The following is a 23031-nucleotide window of genomic DNA, read 5'->3' on the forward strand; positions in this document are numbered from 1 at the left end:
ACCCTAAAGAGACGGCCTAACGGCCGCGGAAGCGGGCGGCGTCGAAGTTCGCCGAACCCTGCGTCTGCCGCGCGTTCTCGCCCTGCTCCTGATCACCCGACCCGAACGCCTGCTCCATACCCGACTGACCGCCCAGGATCGCCGCCAGCGAGGCGTTCAGCTCCTTCGCGATCCCGTCCGCACGCAGCTTGAACGAATCGAACGCCACCTTGCCCTGCCCCTGGAACTTGCCCTCCAGCGGCTGCGCCGCCACCACCAGCTGCTTCACCAGCGACCCCAGGTCGGTGTTCGAGTTACGCGACCCCGACATCAGGCTCGTCAGAACCTGCGTCCCCATGTCGAACTTCATCCCACACTCTCCCCGCACTCTCGAAAGAACATGAACCGATCGTCAGTACGACCAGTTCTACCAACATACATCGCACCTGCAACGAGCAACGAGACAGTTGTGACCCACCCATGACAAACCGGCAGCCATCTTCACGAACCCTTCAGATGCCGTGTCAGCCGCTCGAAGTCCGCCCACCCCGCCAGGTCCGACGGATCGCCCGGCAGCGGGTAGTAGTAGCCCGGGCGGGACTTGGGCCCCAGCCGCAAGGGCTGTTCGGCCAGCGGGGTGTGCCGGGCCCGGTCGTCCGGCATGCCGCGGACCTCCTCCGAGCCCAGTACGAAGGCCAGGGGCACCCCCGGCCCCTCGAAGCGCGGCGGTATGAGCAGGTCACGGCGGGCTTTGCGGAGCTGTACGAGCATCGACTGGAGGCGGTGGCGGGTGACCAGGGCCTCCGCGACCCGGGGCAGGGCGTCCAGCGGCGGCTGCTCGCCCTCGCCGTAGCCGAGCGCCATCGTCACGGTCTCCTCGACGCCCGCCTTCGTACGGCTGACCCGCACCGTGGCGAGGCCGGGCCGCTCCGGGCTGCCCACCACCACGAACCAGGTCGGCTCGGGGGCCCGCGCGAAGGCGACGTCGGTCAGCCGACCCGGCGACCAGGGCAGGTTGGCCGGCTCGGCCGTGCCCCAGCCCGCCGGCGGGGCGCCCGTCAGCTCGCGCCACACCGTCTCCAGGGCCCCGCCGAGGACCAGCCGGTCGTCCGCGGGGTGGATGGTGCGGAAGGTGAGGGCCAGCTGCCGTTCGGGCGTGTTCACCGCTTCCTTGTACGCGGCGGCGACCGGGGTCCGCAGGTCGTCCTCGGTGGCGTCCGGCGCGACGACCGTGGCGAACATGCCCTCCTGCCAGCGCAGCACCGCGCCCGAGAGGCCGTCGTAGTAGCCGTCCCGCTGGTCCTGCACGACCCACCGCGAGGGCCAGTCCGGCATGTTGGCCAGCACCGCCGGGGACAGCACCGTCCCGGGCGGGGTGACGATCTGCAGGCCGCGCTCGGCGGCGGCGGCGGCCCGGAAGGCGTCGGAGAGCCAGGCCGTCATGGCGACGACCGGGCGGTCCATGATGACCACGGCGACGTTCCGGGTCAGCACGTCGACGGCGGGCTGCGCCGCGGCCGGCGTCGGCGCCACGCTGATCCCGTCGCTCTCCACCACCGCCACCGACCGGGCGGCCTCGGCAGGCCAGGCGCTCCCCGAGGCCAGCGAGGCCAGTCGGGCAGCGAAGGTGCCCGCGAGGCGTTCGGCCTCGGGCACGCCGGTCGTGGCGCGGGCCTCGGTCCACCAGTAGGGGACCCGCGGCGGGGTGGCCCCGAGGAGCCGCTCCGCCTCGCCCTCGACCTGCACCAGCAAGGGTGCCTCGATCGAGACGAGAGGCCGCCCCTGCTCGTCGCAGAGCTGGACCACCGCCCCCTCGCCGGCCGTGTCCACCAGCTTGTCGGGGCCGCCGGAGAGGAGGCCGGCGAGCACCGCCCAGGGGGCGGGCATCTGCTGGGTCAGGGCGATGACGTCCTTGGTCATGTGGTCCTGCGGCCCTTCACTCGGCTGCGTGCACGGTCTGGATGAGGCGGTTCGACTGGCCCCTGCGGATGAGGACACCGCGTCCGGCCGGGTGCTGGGCCGCGTACACCCCCGGGAACAGCTGGCCCTCGCTGCGGTCGCCGGCCATGACGACCGCCGAGGCTCCCGATTCGCGCAGGCCCTGCACCAGCGGCTCGTACATGCCGCGCGAAGCGCCCGCGACGCGGCGGGTCAGCACGAAGTGCAGGCCGATGTCCGCCGCCGAGGGGATGTACGGGACGAACGGGGCCAGCGGAGACTGTCCCGCGGTGGTCAGCACGTCGTAGTCGTCGACGAGGACCACGATCCGCGGGCCGCCGCCCCAGCTGCCCGGCTCCAGGTCCTCCAGCGGGGCGCTGTCGTCGGGCATCCGCCGTTCCAGCTCGGAGGCGATGCCCGCGGCCAGCCCGGCGCACATCTTGGCGTTGTAGGCGTAGCCGCCGTTGAACTCCTCGGGGACCACACCGCGCAGGCTGCGCCGCGGGTCCATGATCGCGAAGACCAGCTCGTCCTCGCCGTAGCGTTCGATGAGGCCGCCGGCGATGGTCTTGAGCAGGTTCGTCTTGCCGCACTCGCTGTCGCCCATCACCAGCAGGTGCTGGTCGTGGTGGAACAGGTCGAGGAGTACGGGCGCCAGCGCGGTCTGGTCGAGGCCGATCGGCACCCGCTTCGGCTCGGCGACCGGGCCCGGCAGCAGGTGCGGCTCCAGCAGGTGCGGGAGCACCCGAACCGGCTGGGCGGCGTCGCCGCTCCAGGTGGCGCGGATCGTGCGGGCCGTGCGCTCCAGGACGGCGCCCAGCTCCGAGGTGTCGCAGAGCCCGTCGGTGCGGGGCAGCGCCACGTGCGCGAACAGCTTGCCGTCGGTGAGGACGCGGCCCGGCTCGTCGGGCGCGAGGGTCTCGGCGAGCTTGCGCTCGATGCTGGACTCGCTGGGGTCGTTGAGGCGCAGCTCGACGCGGGTGCCGAAGTTCGACTGGACGGCGATGCGGACGTCGTTCCAGCGGAGCATGCCCGCGACGACGTGGATGCCGTAGCCGCCGCCGCGCTTGAGGATGTCGATGACGGCGTCGTCGAGCTCCTCGAAGTCGTCGCGCAGCGCGCCGAACCCGTCGATGACCAGGACGATCTCGGCGGAGGCCAGCTGCGGCAGCCGGCCGGCGGCGTGCAGGGTGCGCAGCTGCTCGACGGAGTCGATGCCGTGCTCGCGGAAGAGGTCCTCGCGCAGGGCGAGCATGGTGCGGACCTCTTCGACGGTGCGGGCCGCGCGCTCGCGGTCGGCGCGTCCCGCGATCCCGCCCACGTGCGGCAGCCCGGACAGGGCCTGGAGGCCGCCGCCGACCAGGTCGAGGCCGTAGACGCCGACCTCCTGCGGGGTGTGGGTCAGCGCGAGCGAGAGGACCAGGGTCCGCAGCAGGGTGGTCTTGCCGGACTGCGGGCCGCCGATGACGGCGGCGTGCCCGCCCGCGACGGTGAGGTCGAGGTACCAGCGGCCCTGCCACTGCTTCGTGGGGTCGTCGAGGAGGCCGAGCGGCACCACGAGCCGGTCGCGGCGCCCGGCGAGCTGCATGCCGCGCACGCCCACGTCGAGGGGGCCGGCGACGGTGTCCAGGGGGATCGCGGCGGGCAGCGGGGGCAGCCAGATGCGGCGCACCGGACCGGCGGCGTGCTGCAGCTGGTCGACGATGACGCCCATCTCGGTGGGGCCGGTCTCGCGGCGGCGCGCCGAGGGCTCCTGGCCCCCCGTGCCCTGTGGCTCGGACAGGGAGTTGAAGGCTCCGTACTCCAGGGCGAGCGGGCCGCTCTCCTCGTCCTCGGCGCGCTGTACGGGACCCCGGTAGGCGCCGGAGACGTAGCTCGCCTTGAAGCGTTCGTAGTGGCTGGTGTCGACCTTGAGATAGCCGAAGCCGGGCAGCGGCGGCAGGTGGAAGGCGTCGGTGGTGTCCAGGACGGTGCGGGACTCGTCGGCGGAGAAGGTGCGCAGGCCCAGGCGGTACGAGAGGTAGGTGTCCAGGCCCTTGAGCTTGCCGCCCTCGATGCGCTGGCTGGAGAGCAGCAGGTGGACGCCGATGGACCGGCCGATGCGGCCGATGGACAGGAACAGGTCGATGAAGTCGGGCTTGGCGGTGAGCAGCTCGCCGAACTCGTCGATGACGACGAACAGGTGCGGGAGCGGGTCCAGGTCGGGCCTGCGGTCGGCGCGCAGGGCGGCGTAGTCGCCGATGTCGGCGACGTTCCCCGCGTCCTTGAGGACCTGCTGGCGGCGCTTGACCTCGCCGGCGAGGGAGGCGTGGACACGCTCGACGAGACCGGCCTGGTTCTCCAGGTTGGTGATGACACCGGCGACGTGCGGGAGGTCGGCGAAGGGTGCGAAGGTCGCACCGCCCTTGTAGTCGACCAGGACCAGCGCGAGGTCCTCCGGCGGGTGCGTGGCCACCAGGGCGAGGACGAGCGTGCGCAGCAGCTCGGACTTGCCGGAACCGGTCGCGCCGACGCACAGGCCGTGCGGGCCCATGCCCAGCTCGGACGACTCCTTGAGGTCGAGCAGTACGGGCTCGCGGGCGTCGCTGATGCCGATGGGCACGCGCAGGAAGGCGCGTTCGCCGCGCGGGGCCCACAGGCTCGCGAGGTCCAGGCGGGCCACGTCGTCGATGCCGAGCAGGTCGGCGAAGTCGACGGGGCCGGACAGCGGGGCGTCGATGAGGGACTCGGCGGACAGGCGCAGCGGGGCGAGCATCCGGGCCAGGCCCTCGGCGAAGGGGATGCCGACCTCGTCCACGGTGCCGTGGGCGCTGATGGGCTCGTCCTGGCGCAGGTCCTCGATGAGCACCTGGTCGCCGTCGACGGTGATGCGTACGCCGACGTGGCCGGGCTCCTGGATGCGCTGTTCGAGCAGGTGGAGGACGGTGACGCCCATCTCGCGCAGGCCGACCGCGTCGTCGGGGCGCGGCAGTTCGACGGCGTCCTCACCGTGTCCGTCGGTCACGACCAGCAGCCGCGACGTCATGGACAGGGCGTCCTTGCCGGACAGGCCGCGGCGCACCTCGGCGGCGTAGGAGGCGCGGCGGCGCAGTTCCGGGCCGATCTGCCGGGCGAGCTGGTCGGCGGAGGGCGCGATGCGACGGGCGGCCACGGGGCCGTCGAGCTGCTCGGTGTCGAGGAGGTGCGGCATCCACTTGGCCCACTCCCAGTCGGGGAGCCGGTCGCCGGGCGCGGCCAGTGCGATCGCCACGTCGTCGGGAGCGTGCATGGCGGCGGCCTGCACCAGCAGGGCGCGCGCGACGCGCAGGCAGTCCTCGCGGGGGCCGACGACGCTGATGTTGCCGACGCGGTCCAGCGGCACGGTGAGCGGGAGCTCGGTGCCGTTGCGGAAGCGGGCCGTGAGCGCCGAGGCCTCGTTCAGCATGAACTGGTCGGGCGGGGTGAGGACCGTGGAGCCCTGCTGGCCGATCCGCAGGTCGCGGACCGGCATCTCGCCGGTGCCGACGCGCACGCGCAGGAAGTCGCCGTCGGTGCGGCGCCGTTCCCACAGCCGGGCCGGGTCGCGGACGATGTCGTACAGGGCGTGCGGCGGCGGGTTGAGCACATCGGCGTGCTCGCCGCGTTCGCGTTCCTCGGCGGAGAGCTCCTCGCGCAGGTCCTCCAGGTAGGCGAGGTAGGCCTCGCGCTGGGTGCGGCGGGTGCGCTGGGCCTTGCCGCGCTGCGAGAAGACGAGCGCGATCGAGCCGATGATGGTGACGACGAGGATCAGTGCGCCGAGTGCGGCGAACTGGCTGTTGCGCACGACCGTCATCATCACGACGGACGACATGACGCCGGCGACGGGCAGCAGCGACATCGCGATGCTGCCCGCCTTCCCCTCGGGGAGGTTGGGCGGGGCCTCGATGATGCGCGCCTCGGGGGGCGCCGGCGGCCTGACGGTTCGTGCCGGGCGGTGGATCAGTCGGGTACTCATCGTCAGTGGCGCTTCTGGGAGAGCTGGAAGACGTCCGCGGCAAGCCGGGAGGCGGTCTGCCGGGTCGAGTGGGCGAGCAGTTCGGTGCGGATGCGGCCGCCGTCCGCCAGGTGGCGGTCGTAGGGCAGGACGTGGACGCTCGGTCCGGCGGCCTCCAGGGTGCGGACCGCGTCGGCGAGGTCGATCCCGGAGTGCGGGGCCTGCTCGGTGATGACGACGGCGGTGCTCGCCAGCATGTGCGGCGGCAGGCCCTTCATCCACTGGAGGACCGCGAAGGTGCTGCTGACGCCGTCCAGGGTGGCGGGCGTGGCGAGGACGCGGGCCTGGGAGGCGGAGAGGGCGACGCGGGCGACTTCGGCGGGGAGCGTCTCGCAGTCGACGACGGCCACGCCGAAGTAGCGGCGCAGCGCCACCATGGCCCGTTCGTAGGAGCGGGTGTCGAGCATCGCGCCGATCTGGCCCTGGCTGCCCGGCAGCAGCCAGGCGTTGTCGCGGAGCTGGACCAGGTAGCCGGTGATGTCGAGCAGCGACATCTGGGGCTCGACGATGTCGGCGACGTCCCCGGTGGTCCAGCGCAGGCTCTCGGCGCCGAGCCGGATCGGCAGCGAGCCGAGGGCCGGGTCGGCCTCGACGAGCAGGACGGGGTCCTGGCGGTAGTGCGCGTACGTGGTGCCGAGCAGGGCGGCGACGGTGGACTTGCCGGCGCCGCCGCGGATGGAGGTGACGGCGATCTGGCGGCCGGTGGTCACCGGCTGCTGGAGCAGTTCGGCGGCGCGGGTGGCTTCGGCGACCTCGCGGGCGGCCGACGAGGAAACGGTTCTCCGTACGGCGCGCAGGGCGCGGGCGCTGAACGGCTCCCCGTGGCGGGGCTTGCGGCCGGTTCCGGAGAGCTGCCGGTCCACCGCGGGCTTGGAGTCGGGGGTACGGGTCCGCTGCCCGGTCCCGGCGGGAGCGTAGGCGGACCCTTGCGGCTGCTGGGGCTGGGGCTGCGCCGGGGCCTCCGGGTACGGGCGGCCCTGGGGCGGGACGCCGCCCCGCGGGCCGGCGGCCGCCGCGGCGCCCGCGCCCGGACCCTGGTGCTGCTGCGGGTACCCGTACGCGGGATCCTGGGCGGGAGCGTGCCCACCGGGGCCGGCCGCCCCGGGGCCCTGCGGTCCGGGGCCCGGAGCCCGGTGCTGCTGCGGGTACCCGTAGCCGGGGGCCTGGGCGGGAGCGTGCCCACCGGGGCCCTGCGGTCCGGGGCCCGGAGCCTGGTGCGCCTGCGGATGCCCGGGCGCGGGGGCCGCTGCGCCGGGGGCGGGGGCCTGCCCGGCGGGACCCGCGGCCGGTTGCTGCTGCGGCCCCGTCCGCCCCTGCGCCGGCGGCTGCGCTCCGCCCCTGAGGTCGCGCAGGACGTCGCCCTGCCAGTTCTCTGCGTTCGGCATGTCTGCCCCTGCCCCTCTTCCTCAGAACTTGTTGAGCAGTTGCCCGTACACGCCGAACACTCCTACGGCGAGCGGGAAGAGCCCCACCATGCCCACCGATTCGATGAGGTCGGCCGTGCGCCGCAGGCGGACCTGCACGTGGTCCGGGGGCTGCACCGCGAGGACGAGCAGCGGCAGCAGCGCCGCCACGACCAGGACGGCCAGCGGACCGGCGCCCCCGTCGTGGCCGGTCCACAGCACCACCAGGCGTACGACGAGCAGCGCTGCGGCGGCCATCAGCGCCACGACCTCGGCCACCAGCGGGAAGGCGCGCGCCCTTGACAGCAGGACGACGGCGACGAGCGACGGCAGCGCGACCGTCCACACGGACGGCTTGTCGGCGAGGGTCAGCAGCCAGCCGGCGGCCGCGGCCGAGATCGCGGTGACGATCGTGGCGAGCGCGAGCCCGCGGTGCGTGGCGGCGAGCGCGTTGCCCACCTCGTGGCGGCTGACGGAAGCGCCGCCCGAGCGGCGGTCGTCGAGGGCCGTGAGCCCCGAGGCCATCAGGGCGAGCCGCGGCAGCAGCCCGAGCAGCACCACGGAGACGAGGGCCATGACCGCGCCGAGCCGGGCCGGATCGCTCTGGACGGCGGCGACGGCCTCCCACAGGGCGGTGATCACGGCGGTGGCCACGGCTCCGAACAGCCCGCCGCGGCCGAGCGGGGAGCAGTGGCCGAGCAGGGCCAGCGTCAGGACGAGTGCGCCCGCGACGGCGGCGAGCCGCGCGGTGCCCGGCCAGTCGTAGGCGTCCGCGGCGGTCCACGCGGCGAGGACGCCCAGTCCGCCCGCGGCGAGCAGGAGGGCCGTCGCGAGGCCGCGGTTGCCCTGGCCGATCCGCGAGACGGCGGCGCCGGCCACCATCAGGAGGAGCGTGACGACGGCCAGGGCGCCGGCCAGCGAGTCGAGGGCGAACTCGTGGCGGGCGAGCAGTGCCGCGGTCACGGTGAACGCGACGGTCGCCACGCCCGCGCTGCCCCGCCGGGCGGCGGGACGCCAGCGCCAGGCCTGGAGGTCGAGGTCGTCGGAGACCAGGTCGGTGACGTCGTGGACCACCGGGGCGGGCGGTGCGGAGTGGCTCCTGACCAGCCGCAGGACGGCTCCGTCGGCTATGCCGGCCGTCGCGAGCGTGCTGTCGTGCGGCAGCGCCGAACCGTCCGCCGCGATCAGCTGACGGGTCAGCGGGCGTGAGGCGGCCCGGTCGTCGAGCAGCTGGAGTATGTCCGGGAGCAGTTGACCGATCGGCGTGTCGGACGGCAGGACCATGTCGGCCCGGCGGCGCTCGCCGATCAGGGTCACCCTGCTGAGTTGCGCCCGGGAAGTCGTTGCTGTGCTCACCACGTGCGGGAACCTATCATCGCGGGTTTGCCACCTTTCGGGGCCAAAGGGGACATGGCGCTGCTGCCGGACCGTGACATCTCCCGGATCTGCACGCCTGATGCTTCTTCCTCTACGACTGCACCGGCGCGGGCGACTTGGCCGAGTGCGAGGGCGCGGGCTGTGACGTCTTCGTCGGTTTCGGGGATTTCGACGGCTTCGGGGACGACGGCGACGGGCTCGCCGGGGTGGACGGGGTGGACGGCTGCTGTGACGGGCCGGGCTGCCCGAGCGGCTGCACCTGCCCCTGTTGCCCCTGTTGCCGCTGTTGCTGCTTCTGCTGCTCGGCCTTCTGCTTCGCGAGCGTGTGCTGGACGAAGGACCAGCCGACGCAACCCGCGCACAGGACGGCCGCGATGGCGATGCCCGCGAACAGCTTCCCGAGCCGTTCGTCCGCCGTGCGCCGCGCCCGCTGGGCGCCGAAGAGGAGGGCGTCCCTCATCCTGCGGCGGCGTACCGCCACCGACTCCAGAAGCTGGCTGTCGTAGTCACGTGCCATCTGTCGTCCGTCGCCCCAGTCCCGGCTCGTCGAGCGCCTGCCACCGCTCCAGGGCGCGGCTGCTGAGTGTGCGCCATGCCGAGCCCCCGTGTTTTGCCTCTGCAACATAGAGCATGCATCCGAATCCGGCACATCCGAATCCCGCACATCCGGATCGGGGAGCGAACCGGAGGGGGAAGCGGAGAGCCGCCGGATGCCCCGGCGGTCACGGCCCGGGTGCCGGGTCCTTGGGCTCGCCCGCGAGGCGGACCGTGCTCATGATGCGCATGATCAGGGCGTCGCCGACGGCGCCCGGGACGCCCGTGCGGCCGTAGAAGTTCCAGGCGACGAGGTCGCCCCGGGAGTTCTTGAAGCCGAAGACGACCGCCCGGCCGTCGCCGGCGCAGCGGTTGGGCCGGGCGGCGCCCTCCGAACGGGCCTTGACGTAGCTGCCCTTCACCCCGGTCCGCGTGGTGAACTCCTTGGGCCCGTCCCACTTCACAACGCTCTTGTCCGGCTGCGTGTACGCGGCGTAGACCCAGGTCGGTGCGGTCTTCTCGGCGACCTCCGCGGCGTCCTTGGCGCCGACGGCGCCCTTGGTGCCGGTGTTCGCGAGCCTGACGTCCGTGACCTGGCCGTCGCCGTCCCCGTCGATGCTGCACCACCTCGACTTGAAGAGGGCGGGCGCCGTGTGCCCGATGAGGACCTTGTCCGGGTCCGCGTCGTCCACATGGCCGCTGAACACGGTGGGGGCCAGGACCTCCCAGTCCGGCGGGACGTCGAAGGCGGTGCCGTGCTGCGGGTTGACCACCGTCTTCCAGCCCGCGACGAGCGGCTTCGACGGGTCGGCGGGGGCGGCCGGCGGGCTGTCCCCGTCCCCGCGGAAGAGGACCACGGCGCCGGTGACGGCGGCCGCGAGCGCCACGGCGGCCAGCGCGCCGACGCCGGCGACCGCGGCCCTGCTCCTCCTCTTCTTCACGGGTGCCTGCGGGTGCGTCTGCGGGGGTGGGAACTGGTACGGGTTCGGGGTCTGCACGTTGCCCTCCTGGTCGACCGGCTGTCGTACGGGGCTACTTGCCGAAGGAGAGGATCGCCCGGCTCATCTTGCGCGGATCCGGGCTGTACACCCGGCCGTTGACCATGAACACCCGTCCGCCCGACCAGGCGAGGCGGATCCCGTGCGCGTAGAAGACGCCCTCGGCGCCGCGGGCCACGGCCGGGCTCTGCAGGACCGGCTGCGCCGAGCCGTCGGCCGCGGCGAGGGACACGACCGAGGCGGCCTGGCCGCTGCCGGGTGAGACGTAGGCCACGACGCGCCCCTCCTCCACCGCGAGCGGCCACATGGTGCGGCCCTTGGGCTGCTCGGCGGTGCGCCACTTCTCCTTGCCCGTGTTCAGGTCGACGGCGACGACCTGGTGGGTGTCCTCGGTGTCGAGGGTCTTGGCGGGCTTGCCCGCGCCGAGGTAGAGGGTGTCGGCGTCCGCCGCGGCGGCGTAGCACTCCTGGTGGCCCGTGGAGTTGCCGAAGCCGTTGCACCGGCCGCTCACCCCGAATCCCGGGGTGCTCTGTGAGCGGACCCGGCCGTCGGCGGCGAACGCCGTGAGGTTCCAGGTCTTCTTGTCCTTGTGGTGCGCGGTGACGACCAGCGGGTCCAGGGAGAGCACCCGGCCCACCGTCCAGTCCTTCTCGTAGGTGTGGTTCCACCGGGAGGCGCCCGTGGCCGGATCCAGCTCCTCGACCATCGACCGCCCGCCGGCGAGGGCGTCACCGCGGTCGAAGCAGTGGCGCAGGGCGATCAGCCGTGCACCGCCGGCGAAGGCGGCGGGGGTGCAGCCGTTCGTCTTCGACGTGCCGAACAGCTTGCGGCCGTCGGTGACCGAGAAGCCGCTCATGACGGCCGTCCGGGCGACGGCCACGGTGTCGCCGGCGATGGCCATCTCGAAGGTGAGCGCGCTGTCCTGGTCGTTCTCCGCGGGCACCCGCACCTTCCATCCGGCCCTGCCCGTGGTGAGGTCGATCTGCTGGAGGTCGGTGCAGTGCGAGCTCTCCGACGTGCTCTCCTTCACTCCCACGACCAGCTTGCCGTCGGCGGACGGGGCATGCGGCAGTCCGCACATCGGCGTCTGGAGGGGCAGCTTCCACCGCTCCCGGCCGTCGGCCGCCGCGTGGGCGACGAACTCGGCCGCCGTCGCTCTGACCACCACGTCTCCCACCCGCCACGGGCCGTACTGGGAGGCTCCGCCGCCGGCGACCACGCTCTGGTTGTCGCTCAGCCAGACCCTGGCCTCGTCGGGCCGGATGCCGGCGTTGGGGTCGTAGACGTGCGGTCCGACACCGGGGCCCTTGCCGTCGCCCTGGTCGACCGAGGGCGTACCGGAGGGCGCGGCGGCCGGGTCCTCGCCCTCGGCGCCGCCGCCGCGGACCGCGAGGTACACCCCGGCGCCGGCGACGAGCAGGGCGGCGGTCAGCCCCGCGATCACGGCGGCCCGGCGCCGGGCGGGGGAGCGGCGTCCGGCCGGTCCGCCGCTCCGCTGGTCGAAGGGGGCCGGCGGCGGCCCGAAGCCGGCGGGAACCTGCGGGGGCACGGCGCTCGGCCGCTGCTCTTCGGGCTCCGGCGGGGCGCCGGGTGTACGACCGGTCATGGGGAGAGTCTTGCCGTCGCGCAGCCCTTCCCAGAACAGATATTCAGACTTCTTCGGGGCGGACGACCCGGGTCGCCCGGGGGCGGGAGCGGGGTTAGCGTGGATCCCGGGTCTTCGTCCTGTCGGGTGAGGAGGCCGGACATGAGGACACGTCTGCGCAGCGCGGCCGTGGCCGCGGTGGCCCTCGGCCTGGCGGTGTCGCCCGTGGGCGCCGGTGCGGGAGCGCCGTACGCGGGGGCCGCGGGGGCCGTGACGGTCCCGGCACCCGCCCCCACCCCCGCCGCCGAGGAGTTCCGGCAGCTGACCCCCGCCGTGGCGCGGGAGTTGGACACCGCGATCCGGAAGGTCATGACGGAGGCGAAGGTGCCCGGGGTGATCGTGGCGCTGTCGGCTCCCGGCAAGGGGACGTACGTCCGCTCCTTCGGCGTGGCCGACAAGTCGACGGGCATGCCCATGTCCCCCGGCCTGAACACCCGGCTCGGCAGTGAGACGAAGACCTTCACCGTGACCGCCCTGCTCCAGCTGGTCGACGAGGGCGAGGTCGGCCTGGACGACCCGATCGGGAAGTACGTCGGCGGCGTCCCGAACGGCGACCGGATCACCCTGCGCGATCTGGCCGGCATGCGCAGCGGGCTGTTCAACTACTCCGCGGACGAGGACTTCGGCAAGGCGTTCCTCTCCGATCCCCGCCGGCCCTTCACCCCGCAGCAGCTGCTCGGGTACTCCTTCAAGCACCCGGTGCTGTTCGAGCCGGACGCGAAGTTCGACTACAGCAACACCAACCTGATCCTGCTGGGGCTGGTGGTGGAGAAGGTCACCGGGCAGAGGCTCGACGACTACATCAACCGCGAGGTCGTCGCGGCCGCCGGGCTCCGGCACACGCTCTTCCCGGTCGGCGCGGAGTTCCCGAGCCCGCACGCCCAGGGCTACACGGACCAGACGCTGACGGGGAAGACCGCGAACGCCACCGACTGGAACCCGTCCTGGGGATGGGCGGCCGGCGCGATGATCTCGAACCTCTCCGACCTGCGGAGCTGGGCGAAGACCGTGGCCACCGGGACCCTGCTGAAGCCCGCCACCCAGGCGGAGCGGCTGAAGGTCGTTCCCTCCCTGCCGGGAGCGGGCTACGGCCTGGGCATCTTCAACGTCCAGGGCTGGATCGGCCACAACGGCTCCCTGCCCGGCTACCAGTCGCTGACCGTCTACCTGCCCGGCCCGCAGGCCACCCTGGTGGTGCTGCTCAACACGGACACCGACTACCGGGGCAGCGAGCCCAGCACCCTCTTCGGGCAGGCGATCACGAAGATCGTGACCCCCGACCACGTCTTCACGCTGCCGGCCCAGCCCGTGACCGGGCACTGAGCGGCCACCGGCCGGAACTCCCGTCGTAGCGTGGGTGCGTCGGGGCGGCTTCCACCGTCCCGCGCGCGACGCACACCCCAGGGAGAGGCACATGACCGGACAGGCAGCGCAGCAGCAGGTCAACCAGGCAGCCACGCAGGCGGATCCGGCCGTCGTGGTCCGCGAGGCCGGCGAGGCGGACGTCGAGACGGCGGCCACGCTGTTCCGCGGCTACCTCGACTTCTACGAGGTGGACGTCGAGGACGCCGACGCGCCGCGGGCCTTCCTGGCCGAGCGCATCGCGAAGGACGAGTCCCTGGTCCTGCTCGCCGACGTCCCCGGGCACGGCACCGTCGGCTTCGCGCAGGTCTACCGCGCCTTCTCCTCCCTGACGCTGTCGACGGCCTGGATCCTCAACGACCTCTACGTCGCCCCCTCGGGCCGCCGCACCGGCGCGGGCCGGGCGCTGCTGCGCGAGGTACTGCGCCGGGCCCGGGCGGCCGGGGTGGCGGGCGTCCAGCTGGAGACCGCGTACGACAACACGGTCGCGCAGGGGCTCTACGAGGCGGAGGGCTTCGTCCGCGAGGAGTTCCACGTGTACTTCCACGACTTGGGCGCGGCGGCTTCCGCCGAGGGGTGAAACATTCCCGGGGGCCCGTCGCGTCAATGGAGTGAGACGGACGCGAGGGGGAGTGGATGCGACAGGGTCGCAGGGACGGGTTCCGTGAATTCGCGGCAGGCCGGTCGGGGCACCTGTACCGATCGGCATGCCTGCTGGCGAGCGGGGACACCCATCTCGCGGAGGACCTGGTGCAGGAGACCCTGGGCCGGATGTACCTGCACTGGGGCCGGATCTCCCGCGTCGACAATCCTGCGGCGTACGCGCAGACGGTGCTGGTACGGGCCTACCTCACGCACCGGCGCCGGCGGTCGGCGGGGGAGCGCCCGGTCGGGGAGTTCCCCGACACGGGAGCGGTGGCCCCGGGCGGCGGTGACCCGGCGCTGCGGATGACCCTGCTGGGGGCGCTGGGCCGGCTGGCGCCCAAGGACCGGGCGGTGCTGGTGCTGCGGTACTGGGAGGACCGCAGCGTCGAGGAGACCGCCGACGCGATGAACGTCAGCTCGGCGGCGGTCCGCACCCGGACCTCGCGGGCACTGGCCCGGCTGCGGGAGCAGCTGGGCGGCAGCCTGACCGCCTTCGCGGAACTCTGAGAGCGCCGGAACCCCGCGCTCGTGCACGGCCCATTCCCACCCTTGAAACGGAAGGTCTAGTTCCTCATGCCCTTTGAAGATGATCTCGGTACGGCCCTCCGGCAGACGGGGAACGGCTTCACGGCCGACCGGCAGGCCCTGGTGGACGCCGGTGAGGAGCGCGGCCTGCGCCTGGTGGCGCGCCGCCGGGCCGCGGTCGTCGGGGGATCCGTGCTGGCCCTGGCCCTGATCGCGACGGCGGGCGCCTACACCGGCGGGCTCCTCGGCGGCGGGGGCGACGCGGACGCGGTCCACGTCGCGTCGCCGCCTACGCCGGACCGCTCTCCGGGCCCGACCGGCGGGCCCGACTCCGGGCCCGGGAAGGGGCCGAGGACCGGCAGCGGCGCGGTCGGCGCGGAGCGGATGATGGTCAACCTGGAGAAGGCGCTGGCGGGCCAGAGCGGGAAGCTGACCCCCATGGAGGCGCGCGGCACGGAGAGCGAGGGCGGAGCGGCGGTCTCCGGCGTGTACGACGACGGCAAGGGCAAGGCGGCCGTCTCCGTCGGCCTCTCCCGGGTCGACCCCGAGGGCAGCCAGGCCGACCAGCTCACCCAGTGCGGGGACAAGAACCTCCAGGGCTACGACGACTGCCGCACGGAGAGGCTGCCGGACGGCTCGAAGCTGCTGATCTTCAAGGGGTACGAGTACCCCGACCGCCGGGTGGACACCAAGTGCTGGCGGGCCGTGCTCGTGACCCCGGCGGGCTTCCTGGTCGAGGCCTCCGAGTGGAACGCCCCGGCCCAGAAGGACGCACCCGTCTCGCGACCCAACCCGCCGCTGGACAGTGCCCAGTTGAAGACCCTGGTCACCTCGCCCGTCTGGCACCCGGCGCTGAACGACCTGCCGGCCGCCGAGCCGGAGCCGGCCCGGCCGGGAGCCGAGTCGGGCACGGCGCTGAAGGACCGGAGCGCGGCCGACGCCCTGGAGTCGCTGCTGGTCCCCGTCGGGATCCCGATCGCCTCCCGGGGCGGGGAGGGCTCGTACGGCTATGCCGTGCTCGACGACGGCAAGGGCCCGTCCTTCGTCCAGCTCAACGTCACGAAGGGCGAGAGCACCTCGGGGTTCACGGGGGCCGGCGTCACCACACAGCCCGACGGTACGAAGGTCAGGATCACGCAGGGGCCCGCCGAGAAGGGCAAGGGCGTGATCGAGTGGACCGTGGACACCCTGCGGGGGAACGGCCTGCGGGTGACGGTCTCCGGCTTCAACGCCGCGAACCAGAACGGCGCCGCCACCCGCCCGACGCCCGCGGTCACGCTGGAGAAGCTGAAGGCGATCGCGCTCGCGCCGGGCTGGAACCGGGACCGGAACTAGGCCGGTACCAGGCGTGCGAGCGGCCCTACTTGGCGTCCGCGTAGCACTCCACGACCGCCGTCGTGAACGGGAACCGGACCGGGGTGTCGCCGAAGGCGATCCGGCCGGCCCGTTCGCCGGCGGCGCGGATCGCCTCCGCCACGGCCGCGGCCTCCTCGGCCGGGCAGTGCACGATCACCTCGTCGTGCTGGAAGAACACCAGCTCGGCGCGCATCCCCGCGGTCGCCTGCCGCAGGGCGGCGAGCAGCAGCAGGGCCCAGTCGGCGGCGCTGCCCTGGACGACGAAGTTGCGGGTGAACCGGCCGCGGGCCCGGGTGTTGGTGGAGGCGTAGCTCGGGGTCCAGGCGTCCTCCCGGTCCTGCCGGGCCCCGGCCGCCTCGCCGTCCGGTTCCCCTTCGCCCGGGTCGACGCCCCCGTCCCCGGCCTCGTAGCCCTCGCCGGAGCCGGCCGGCGGCGGGCAGGTGCGGCCGAGCCAGGTGCGTACGAGCCGGCCCTCCTCGCCGGCCTTCGCCGCGTCGTCCACGTACGCGACGGCCCGGGGGAAGCGGCGGCGGAGCGCGGCCAGGTTCTTCAGGCCGTCCCCGGAGGTCTGCCCGTACACGGCGCCGAGGACGGCCAGCTTGGCCTTCTCGCGGTCGCCGGAGAAGCCCTGGCGGGAGACGGCGGTGTAGAGGTCCTCGGGCCGGCCGGCGACCTCCATGAAGGCGGGATCGCGGGAGATCGCGGCGAGCACCCGCGGCTCCATCTGGTCGGCGTCGGCGACGACGAGCCGCCAGCCCGGGTCGGCGACGACGGCCCGGCGGATCACCTTCGGGATCTGCAGGGCCCCGCCGCCGTTGGTGACCCAGCGGCCCGTGAGCGTGCCGCCGGGGATGAACTCGGGGCGGAAGCGGCCCTCGTGCACCCAGTCACCGAGCCAGGACCAGCCGTGGGCGGTGTAGATCCGGTACAGCTTCTTGTACTCGATCAGCGGTTCCACGGCGGGGTGGTCCAGCTCCTGGATCTCCCAGCGGCGGGTGGACTTCAGCTTGATCCCGTCCTTGGCGAAGGCCCGGACGACCTCGGCGGGCAGGTCGGGGCGTACCCGGCGGCCGAAGGCCGCCGAGACGCGGTCGGCCAGCTCGGCGAGGCGCCGGGGCTCCCCGCCGCCCGCGTACCGCTCGCCGAGCAGCTCGGTCAGCAGGGCCCGGTGCACGTCGGCCCGCCAGGGCAGACCGGCACGGTTCATCTCGGCGGCGACGAGGAAGGCCGCGGACTCGGCGGCGACGAGCAGCCGCATCCGGTCGGGGTGGGCGGTGGCGCCCTGGCGTTCCGCCTGGTCGGCGTGGACGGCGAGCAGGGCCTCCAGGGAGAGCGGGGCGGGCTGCGGGTCGAAGAGGGAGTCCTGGGCACGGGGGGCGGCGGCGCGCTGCGGCGGATCCGGCGGCACGGGGGCGTTGTTCAGCCGGGCCCAGGCGGCGGCGGCCGAGCGGGGCTCCCCGGAGCGGCCCTCGTGGCCGAGGAGCAGCAGCTCGGCGGCCTCGATGTCGTGGCACCGCTCGACGCGGACGCCGGACGCGAGCAGGCGCGGGTACACGGCGGCGGTGGCCCGCCAGACCCAGCGGGTGCCGGGCGGGGCGGAGCGGATCGCGTCGGCGGGGTCGCGGACGCGCATCCCGGCTCCGTCGGCGGGGTGTACGGGTGCGGCGTGCCACCACCCGTCGCCGTCCTCGGCGAGGGCCCACCGGGGAGTGCGGTCGCTCATGGGTGCGAGTGTCCCACCGGGGTCCGACAACGGCCGGGCGGCGGGCCGCGGACCGGGGCGCGGGCCGGGCGCGGATCGAGGGCGCCCGCCGGCAAGGGGACGTGAAGGCGGACATGCCAAGCTGAGAGGCGTGACAGACCTTGCCGAGACCGTCGACCGAGCCTTCGCCGCAGCCCTCTACGCCCAGGACGACGCCGGGCTGGACACCGGGGCCTCGCTGCTCGTCGCCGATTCCGGGCGCTGGTCCGGGGTGGGCCGTGAGCTGCTGGCGCGCGGGGAGGCGTACGTACGGCAGGGCTGGGAGCGGGGCTGGCAGCCGGCCGACGTGCTGCGGCTGGTCCGCCGCGACCTCGACGAGCGGCACCTGCGGATCACCGGGGACCTGATCGCCGCCGAGGCGCGCCGCTATGCCCGGCTCCCGGAGCGCTGGAGCGCCGCCGAGGTGTGGTGGAAGAGCGACGAGGAGTACGCCGACGGGCTCGCGCGGCGGGAGCGGGCCGACCGGTTCGCGCTGGCCACCGCCTTCCTGGAGGTGCTGCGGCTGCTGATCCGGCTGCCCTCGATCGAGCCGGTGGGTCCGCTGCCCGGCGACCCGGTCGACGCCCTGGCGGCGCACGCCCACATCGAGCCGCGCATGCTGGGCCGGATCCGGGCCCTGCTCGCCAAGGCCGAGGCGACCACCTACCCGGACGAGGCCGAGGCGCTGAGCGCGAAGGCCCAGGAGCTGATGGCCCGGCACACCGTGGACGAGGCCCTGCTCGCGGCCGCCGGCAAGGGGCCCGCCCAGGTCCCGGCGGCCTGCCGGATCGGTGTCGAGCCGCCGTACGAGGAGGCGAAGGCGGTACTGCTCGACGCGGTGGCCACGGCCAACCGCTGCCGGGCGGTGTGGAACAGCGGCTTCGAGTTCTCCACGGTGGTCGGTTTCGAGAGCGACCTGGAGGCGGTGGAGCTGCTGTACACCTCGCTCCTGGTGCAGGGAACGGCAGCGATGACCCGGGCGGAGGCCGCGCAGCGGTCGGGCGGGCGCAAGCGGACCAAGACCTTCCGCCAGTCCTTCCTGCTGGCCTACGCGAGCCGGCTCGGCCACCGGCTCGCCGAGACCGCCGAGCACGCGGCCACGGCTGCTCCGGACAACCTCCCGGCCCTGGTGGCGCGCGACGTGGCGGTCACCTCCCGGGCGGAGGAGATGTTCCCGCGGACCACCACCACCCGGCTGCGCGGCGCCACCGACCACGCGGGCTGGGAGGACGGCACGGCGGCCGCCGACCGTGCCCACATGGGCGGCCGCCGCCGCCCGCTCCCCAAGTCCTAGGCCGCGCCCGGCCGGGCGGCTACGGCGTCGTGTCGTCCGTGCGCAGGGCCCGGGCCTCCGACTTCAGGATGCGCATCGACTTCCCCAGCGAGCGGGCCATGTCGGGCAGCTTCTTGGAACCGAACACCAGCAGGCAGGCCACCAGGACGATGAGCAGGTGCCAGGGCTGGACGGCGTTGCGGAACACGGGCGTTCCCCTTTCGGACGATCCGGCTTCTCTTCGGGATCCTGCGCGCGCCGGCCCATGGAACAGGCCGGACAGCACTCCGGACAAATCTGAAGAAGTCCTGAAAACCGCTACCCTCGGCGCCATGAGCTGGTTCCGGGCAGTGGGCGGACCGGGCGCAAGGCCCCGGCCCCGGCTCCGGCACCGCGTCCGGGCCAGTCCCGCAGGTGCTGCTCGGGGCGGTCGAACAGCTCCTGGCCTCGCTCGACGAGGTCTCGGACGCCCTCCGCCCCTGAGGACGGACCTGTCTGTGATCATCGGAACACCCCGCGTGCACGTGCATCTGCGCATGCAGCAGCTGGTGAACACAGCTATGATCCGGTGGAGTTGACATCTGCACTATCGGGGGCTTCCTGTGGACCACGCGTACAACGGGATGGCAGCTGCAGAACTCGCTTCCTTGTTTGAGCTGACGTGGCAGAAGAGCAGACACAGCAACTCGCAGGGTTCCTGCGTGGAGTTCGCGAAGCTGCCGGGAGGCGACGTCGCCATGCGCAATTCGCGCTTCCCGGACGGTCCGGCGCTCGTCTACACGCCGGCCGAGATAGAAGCCCTGCTCCTGGGCGTCAAGGACGGCGAGTTCGATCACCTGATCGGCTGACGGAACGGCGCACTCATCAAGCCATGCACGTGCACTGGCCGGGACCGATCGCAGTGATCGGTCCCGGCCAGTCGTCTTGAAGCAGGTCGCTCGGTCGGCTCAGTCGTGGAGAAGGAACAGCGCCCAGACCACCTTGCCGGTCAGCCGTCCCGCGAGCGGGTGCCAGCCCCAGCTGTCGCTGTACGAGTCCACCAGGAAGAGCCCGCGCCCGGACTCCAGGTCGAAGTTCTCCTCGGTCCGCTCCGGCGAGAACGCCCCGCCGGGCCGGTCCTCGCTGGGGTCGCGCACCGCGCACACCAGCCGGGTGCTCCACCGCATCAGGTGCAGCCGCACCGGCGGCTCCGGCTCGGCGTCCGGCCCCCTCGACTCCTCGGGCAGGGCGTGGCGCAGGGCGTTGGTGACGAGCTCGGAGACGACCAGTGCCACATCGTCGAAGCGGTCGTCGAGGCCCCACTGGGACAGCGTCGAACGGGTGAAAGTACGCGCGCCCCGCACCGCGTCGAACCGTGCGGGCAGAGCGCATGAGGCGGACCCGGAGACAGCCGTGGGGTCGACCGGGGGAAGCCCCTGCCGTAACGGCTCGAGCATGGTCGATCCATTCGTCCCCATGCGAGGCACTCCCGGGATTCGCGGACGAAGCGGTGGCTTGTGTCCAAAGAGAACTGCGGGGTGGGTCCCGCGCCGGCGCGAAGAGCACGCAGGTGCGCGGGGACCATGGTTCCGAATGCTCGGGCCGGATGCAAGGGCAGATGCACGTGCACGCGCCGGACCTGTCCACTCACGTGACGGTTCTTGCTCATTTCTTCCTACGCATACTTACGGACTTCTTCTCCCGCAGCCGGGATTCCGTTACAGAACGAGTACGGGCCGATGCGTTTTGGTGGCAGACTGCGGCCTCTGGGGTACGGGGGCCCCGAGCACGCGCACACCACGCGCACGCCAATGCGATGGGGAGGGCAGTACTAGTGACCGCAGAAGCAAGCGGTTCTGTGGTGCGCCGCATCCTCCTGGGCTCCCAGCTCAGGCGACTCCGAGAATCCCGCGGCATCACCCGTGAGGCGGCCGGCTACTCGATCCGCGCATCCGAATCGAAGATCAGCCGCTTGGAGTTGGGAAGGGTGAGCTTCAAGGCACGGGACGTGGAGGACCTCCTCACGCTCTACGGAGTCACGGACAGCACCGAGCGCGAGTCCCTGCTGGGACTGGTCCGCGAGGCCAACGCGACCGGCTGGTGGCACAGTTACGGCGACGTGCTGCCGGGCTGGTTCCAGACGTACATCGGGCTGGAGGGTGCCGCGTCGCTCATCCGCATCTATGAGGTGCAGTTCGTCCACGGCCTGTTGCAGACCGAGGCCTACGCCCATGCCGTCGTCAGCCGCGGCATGCCAGGAGCCACCGCCGCCGAGATCGACCGCCGCGTCGCGCTGCGCCTGGAGCGGCAGAAGGTGCTCGTCTCCGAGAGCGCGCCCGTCTTCCACGCCGTCCTCGACGAGGCCGCGCTGCGCCGACCGTACGGCGACCGCGACGTCATGCGCGGTCAGCTGGAGCACCTCATCGAGGTCTCGCAGCGGCCCAACGTGCAGCTCCAGGTGATGCCCTTCTCCTTCGGCGGACACGCGGGCGAGAGCGGGGCCTTCACCCTGCTGCGCTTCCCCGAGTCCGACCTGCAGGACATCGTCTATCTGGAACAGCTCACCAGTGCCCTCTACCTGGACAAGGACGAGGAAGTGGGGCAGTACGGGCGGGCGATGGAACGCCTCCAGGCGGACTGCCCCGATGCCGACCGGACCAGGGATCTTCTCCGCGGCCTACTCCAACTGTCTTGATCCGCACGTAGTATGACGTCTGATCAGTGCATGATGACCGATCGGTCTCCGGTGCAGCGCACGGGTGCGCGCTCGCAGTAAGGGATGGCATGTCCATATTCAGCGATCTCGCTCACCAGTACATCGACGGCGAATGGCTGGCCGGCAACGGTTCGTGGGACATCATCGACGTCAACCCGTACAACGGGGAGAAGCTCGCGGCCATCACCGTGGCCACGGTCGAGCAGGTGGACCAGGCCTACCGCGGCGCCGAGCGCGCCCAGCGGGAGTGGGCCGCCACCAGCCCGTACATCAGACGCGCGGTCCTGGAGCGCGCCCTGCGGATCACCGAGGAGCGCGAGAAGGAGATCGTCGAGGCGATGATCGACGAGCTCGGCGGCACCCGCCCCAAGGCCGAGTACGAGGTCCGCCTCGCGATGGAGTTCATCCGCGAGTCGCTGCAGCTGGCCGTCCGTCCCGAGGGCCGGATCCTGCCCTCCCCGGTGGAGGGCAAGGAGAACCGGGTCCAGCGGCTGCCCGTCGGCGTCGTCACCGTGATCAGCCCCTTCAACTTCCCCTTCCTGGTCACCCTGAAGTCGGTCGCGCCGGCCCTGGCCCTGGGCAACGCGGTCGTCATCAAGCCGAACCAGAACGCCCCGGTCGTGGGCGGCGGCGTGATAGCCAAGATCTTCGAGGACGCGGGGCTCCCGGCCGGCCTGCTGAACGTGCTGGTCACCGACATCGCCGAGATAGGCGACGCGCTCCTGACGCACCCCGTCCCCAAGGTCATCTCCTTCGCCGGGTCGGACCGGGTCGGCCGGCACGTCGGCGCCGTAGCCGCCCGCCACTTCAAGCGCACGGTCCTGGAGCTCAGCGGCAACAGCGCGCTCGTCGTCCTCGACGACGCCGACCTCGACTACGCGGTGGACGCGGCCGTCTTCAGCCGCTTCGTCTACCAGGGCCAGGTCTGCATGGCAGCCAACCGGATCCTGGTCGACGCCTCCGTCGCCGAGGAGTTCACCGAGAAGTTCACCGCCCGCGTACGGGGCCTGAAGACGGGCGACCCGCACGAGGCGGACACCCACATCGGCCCGCTGATCAACTCCTTCCAGGCCGATGCCCTGACCGCGCTCGTGGACCAGGCCGTGGAATCCGGCGCGCAGGCACTCGTACGGGGGTCTACGCGCGGCAACCTGGTCGAGCCGTCGGTGCTCGCCGGGCTCCCCGAGGACTCCCCGCTGCTGGGCCAGGAGATCTTCGGCCCGGTGGCCCTTCTGGTGGTCTTCGACGGCGAGGACGAGGCCGTACGGCTGGCCAACGCGACCCCCTACGGGCTCAGCGGCGCCGTGCACACCCGGGACGTGGAGCGGGGCGTCCGCTTCGCGCAGCGGATCGAGACGGGGATGATCCACGTCAACGACTCCACCATCGGGGACGAGCCGCTGGCCGCGTTCGGCGGTGAGAAGGCGTCGGGCTTGGGCAGGCTGAACGGCGAGGCCACGGTCGAGGCGTTCACCACCCAGAAGTGGATCTCGGTGCAGCACGGGCGGACGGCGTTCCCGTTCTAGTTAGACTCGGCCGGGCGTAGGC

The 23031-nt window shown here is 72.9% G+C and carries 18 protein-coding genes and 1 pseudogene; 8 read left to right on the top strand and 11 right to left on the bottom strand.

Going from position 1 to position 23031, the window contains the following annotated elements; translation table 11 throughout:
* Positions 1-16 precede the first annotated feature (16 nt).
* From E6U81_RS37125 to E6U81_RS37160, 8 genes and pseudogenes are all read right to left on the bottom strand, one after another.
* The gene (locus tag E6U81_RS37125; RefSeq protein WP_136229877.1) at positions 17-349 is read right to left on the bottom strand and encodes a hypothetical protein; all 333 of its coding nucleotides are present in this window, start codon (positions 347-349) and stop codon (positions 17-19) included.
* 131 nt (positions 350-480) lie between these two features.
* Positions 481-1899, bottom strand: a complete 1419-nt coding sequence (locus E6U81_RS37130) for a DUF6177 family protein (protein WP_136234404.1) — start codon at positions 1897-1899, stop codon at positions 481-483.
* Positions 1900-1915: 16 nt separating this feature from the next.
* The gene (gene eccCa / locus E6U81_RS37135; RefSeq protein WP_136234405.1) at positions 1916-5890 is read right to left on the bottom strand and encodes a type VII secretion protein EccCa; all 3975 of its coding nucleotides are present in this window, start codon (positions 5888-5890) and stop codon (positions 1916-1918) included.
* A 2-nt stretch (positions 5891-5892) separates the two neighbouring features.
* Complete coding sequence (locus E6U81_RS37140; RefSeq protein ID WP_206310119.1) at positions 5893-7314, bottom strand: MinD/ParA family protein; 1422 nt, start codon at positions 7312-7314, stop codon at positions 5893-5895.
* A gap of 21 nt (positions 7315-7335) precedes the next feature.
* Positions 7336-8691: a type VII secretion integral membrane protein EccD gene (gene eccD / locus E6U81_RS37145; protein WP_136234406.1), complete on the bottom strand. Its 1356-nt coding sequence runs from the start codon at positions 8689-8691 to the stop codon at positions 7336-7338.
* 298 nt (positions 8692-8989) lie between these two features.
* Positions 8990-9226: pseudogene (locus tag E6U81_RS37150) on the bottom strand (hypothetical protein); the annotation flags it as partial.
* Positions 9227-9431: 205 nt separating this feature from the next.
* Positions 9432-10241: a hypothetical protein gene (locus E6U81_RS37155; protein WP_136234407.1), complete on the bottom strand. Its 810-nt coding sequence runs from the start codon at positions 10239-10241 to the stop codon at positions 9432-9434.
* 34 nt (positions 10242-10275) lie between these two features.
* Positions 10276-11847 (bottom strand): PQQ-binding-like beta-propeller repeat protein, encoded by a 1572-nt coding sequence (locus E6U81_RS37160; RefSeq protein WP_136234408.1) that lies wholly within the window; start codon positions 11845-11847, stop codon positions 10276-10278.
* A gap of 141 nt (positions 11848-11988) precedes the next feature.
* Here E6U81_RS37160 and E6U81_RS37165 point away from each other — a divergent pair, with 141 nt between their 5' ends.
* The 4 genes from E6U81_RS37165 to E6U81_RS37180 all read left to right on the top strand — a co-directional run bounded on the left by E6U81_RS37165 (position 11989) and on the right by E6U81_RS37180 (position 15753).
* Positions 11989-13209, top strand: a complete 1221-nt coding sequence (locus E6U81_RS37165; protein ID WP_136234409.1) for a serine hydrolase domain-containing protein — start codon at positions 11989-11991, stop codon at positions 13207-13209.
* A gap of 91 nt (positions 13210-13300) precedes the next feature.
* Positions 13301-13828 (top strand): GNAT family N-acetyltransferase, encoded by a 528-nt coding sequence (locus E6U81_RS37170; protein WP_136234410.1) that lies wholly within the window; start codon positions 13301-13303, stop codon positions 13826-13828.
* A gap of 56 nt (positions 13829-13884) precedes the next feature.
* Entirely contained in the window at positions 13885-14400 is a 516-nt protein-coding gene (locus E6U81_RS37175; protein WP_136234411.1) for a SigE family RNA polymerase sigma factor, read from the top strand.
* A 66-nt stretch (positions 14401-14466) separates the two neighbouring features.
* Positions 14467-15753, top strand: a complete 1287-nt coding sequence (locus E6U81_RS37180) for a hypothetical protein (protein WP_136234412.1) — start codon at positions 14467-14469, stop codon at positions 15751-15753.
* Between the two features lie 25 nt (positions 15754-15778).
* On the opposite strand, the gene E6U81_RS37185 is transcribed toward E6U81_RS37180, so the two are convergent.
* Positions 15779-17497 carry a bifunctional 3'-5' exonuclease/DNA polymerase gene (locus tag E6U81_RS37185; protein WP_136234413.1) on the bottom strand — a complete coding sequence of 573 codons (1719 nt, stop codon included), beginning with the start codon at positions 17495-17497 and terminating at the stop codon, positions 15779-15781.
* Between the two features lie 130 nt (positions 17498-17627).
* Here E6U81_RS37185 and E6U81_RS37190 point away from each other — a divergent pair, with 130 nt between their 5' ends.
* The gene (locus E6U81_RS37190) at positions 17628-18809 is read left to right on the top strand and encodes a DUF2786 domain-containing protein (protein ID WP_240804246.1); all 1182 of its coding nucleotides are present in this window, start codon (positions 17628-17630) and stop codon (positions 18807-18809) included.
* A gap of 19 nt (positions 18810-18828) precedes the next feature.
* Here the strand turns inward: E6U81_RS37190 and tatA are convergent, their stop codons facing one another.
* The gene (tatA, locus tag E6U81_RS37195; protein ID WP_136234415.1) at positions 18829-18996 is read right to left on the bottom strand and encodes a Sec-independent protein translocase subunit TatA; all 168 of its coding nucleotides are present in this window, start codon (positions 18994-18996) and stop codon (positions 18829-18831) included.
* Positions 18997-19390: 394 nt separating this feature from the next.
* Here tatA and E6U81_RS37200 point away from each other — a divergent pair, with 394 nt between their 5' ends.
* Entirely contained in the window at positions 19391-19636 is a 246-nt protein-coding gene (locus tag E6U81_RS37200) for a DUF397 domain-containing protein (protein ID WP_030656519.1), read from the top strand.
* A gap of 99 nt (positions 19637-19735) precedes the next feature.
* Here the strand turns inward: E6U81_RS37200 and E6U81_RS37205 are convergent, their stop codons facing one another.
* Positions 19736-20245 carry an ATP-binding protein gene (locus E6U81_RS37205; protein ID WP_078848104.1) on the bottom strand — a complete coding sequence of 170 codons (510 nt, stop codon included), beginning with the start codon at positions 20243-20245 and terminating at the stop codon, positions 19736-19738.
* A gap of 338 nt (positions 20246-20583) precedes the next feature.
* Between E6U81_RS37205 and E6U81_RS37210 the strand changes: the two genes are divergently transcribed.
* A complete protein-coding gene (locus E6U81_RS37210; RefSeq protein WP_136234416.1) occupies positions 20584-21462 on the top strand; it encodes a helix-turn-helix transcriptional regulator in 879 nt (292 codons plus the stop codon).
* An 89-nt stretch (positions 21463-21551) separates the two neighbouring features.
* Positions 21552-23009 (top strand): aldehyde dehydrogenase family protein, encoded by a 1458-nt coding sequence (locus E6U81_RS37215; protein ID WP_136234417.1) that lies wholly within the window; start codon positions 21552-21554, stop codon positions 23007-23009.
* Positions 23010-23031: the final 22 nt, after the last annotated feature.

This window comes from Streptomyces sp. A0592 (assembly GCF_004795115.1).
GTDB lineage: Bacteria > Actinomycetota > Actinomycetes > Streptomycetales > Streptomycetaceae > Streptomyces > Streptomyces erythrochromogenes.

Coding starts and splice junctions, on each gene's coding strand:
- E6U81_RS37125 (WP_136229877.1), bottom strand. CDS start 349: ATGAAGTTCGACATGGGGACGCAGGTTCTGACGAGCCTGATGTCGGGG.
- E6U81_RS37130 (WP_136234404.1), bottom strand. CDS start 1,899: ATGACCAAGGACGTCATCGCCCTGACCCAGCAGATGCCCGCCCCCTGG.
- eccCa (WP_136234405.1), bottom strand. CDS start 5,890: ATGAGTACCCGACTGATCCACCGCCCGGCACGAACCGTCAGGCCGCCG.
- E6U81_RS37140 (WP_206310119.1), bottom strand. CDS start 7,314: ATGCCGAACGCAGAGAACTGGCAGGGCGACGTCCTGCGCGACCTCAGG.
- E6U81_RS37160 (WP_136234408.1), bottom strand. CDS start 11,847: ATGACCGGTCGTACACCCGGCGCCCCGCCGGAGCCCGAAGAGCAGCGG.
- E6U81_RS37165 (WP_136234409.1), top strand. CDS start 11,989: ATGAGGACACGTCTGCGCAGCGCGGCCGTGGCCGCGGTGGCCCTCGGC.
- E6U81_RS37170 (WP_136234410.1), top strand. CDS start 13,301: ATGACCGGACAGGCAGCGCAGCAGCAGGTCAACCAGGCAGCCACGCAG.
- E6U81_RS37175 (WP_136234411.1), top strand. CDS start 13,885: ATGCGACAGGGTCGCAGGGACGGGTTCCGTGAATTCGCGGCAGGCCGG.
- E6U81_RS37180 (WP_136234412.1), top strand. CDS start 14,467: ATGCCCTTTGAAGATGATCTCGGTACGGCCCTCCGGCAGACGGGGAAC.
- E6U81_RS37185 (WP_136234413.1), bottom strand. CDS start 17,497: ATGAGCGACCGCACTCCCCGGTGGGCCCTCGCCGAGGACGGCGACGGG.
- E6U81_RS37205 (WP_078848104.1), bottom strand. CDS start 20,245: ATGGGGACGAATGGATCGACCATGCTCGAGCCGTTACGGCAGGGGCTT.
- E6U81_RS37210 (WP_136234416.1), top strand. CDS start 20,584: ATGGGGAGGGCAGTACTAGTGACCGCAGAAGCAAGCGGTTCTGTGGTG.
- E6U81_RS37215 (WP_136234417.1), top strand. CDS start 21,552: ATGTCCATATTCAGCGATCTCGCTCACCAGTACATCGACGGCGAATGG.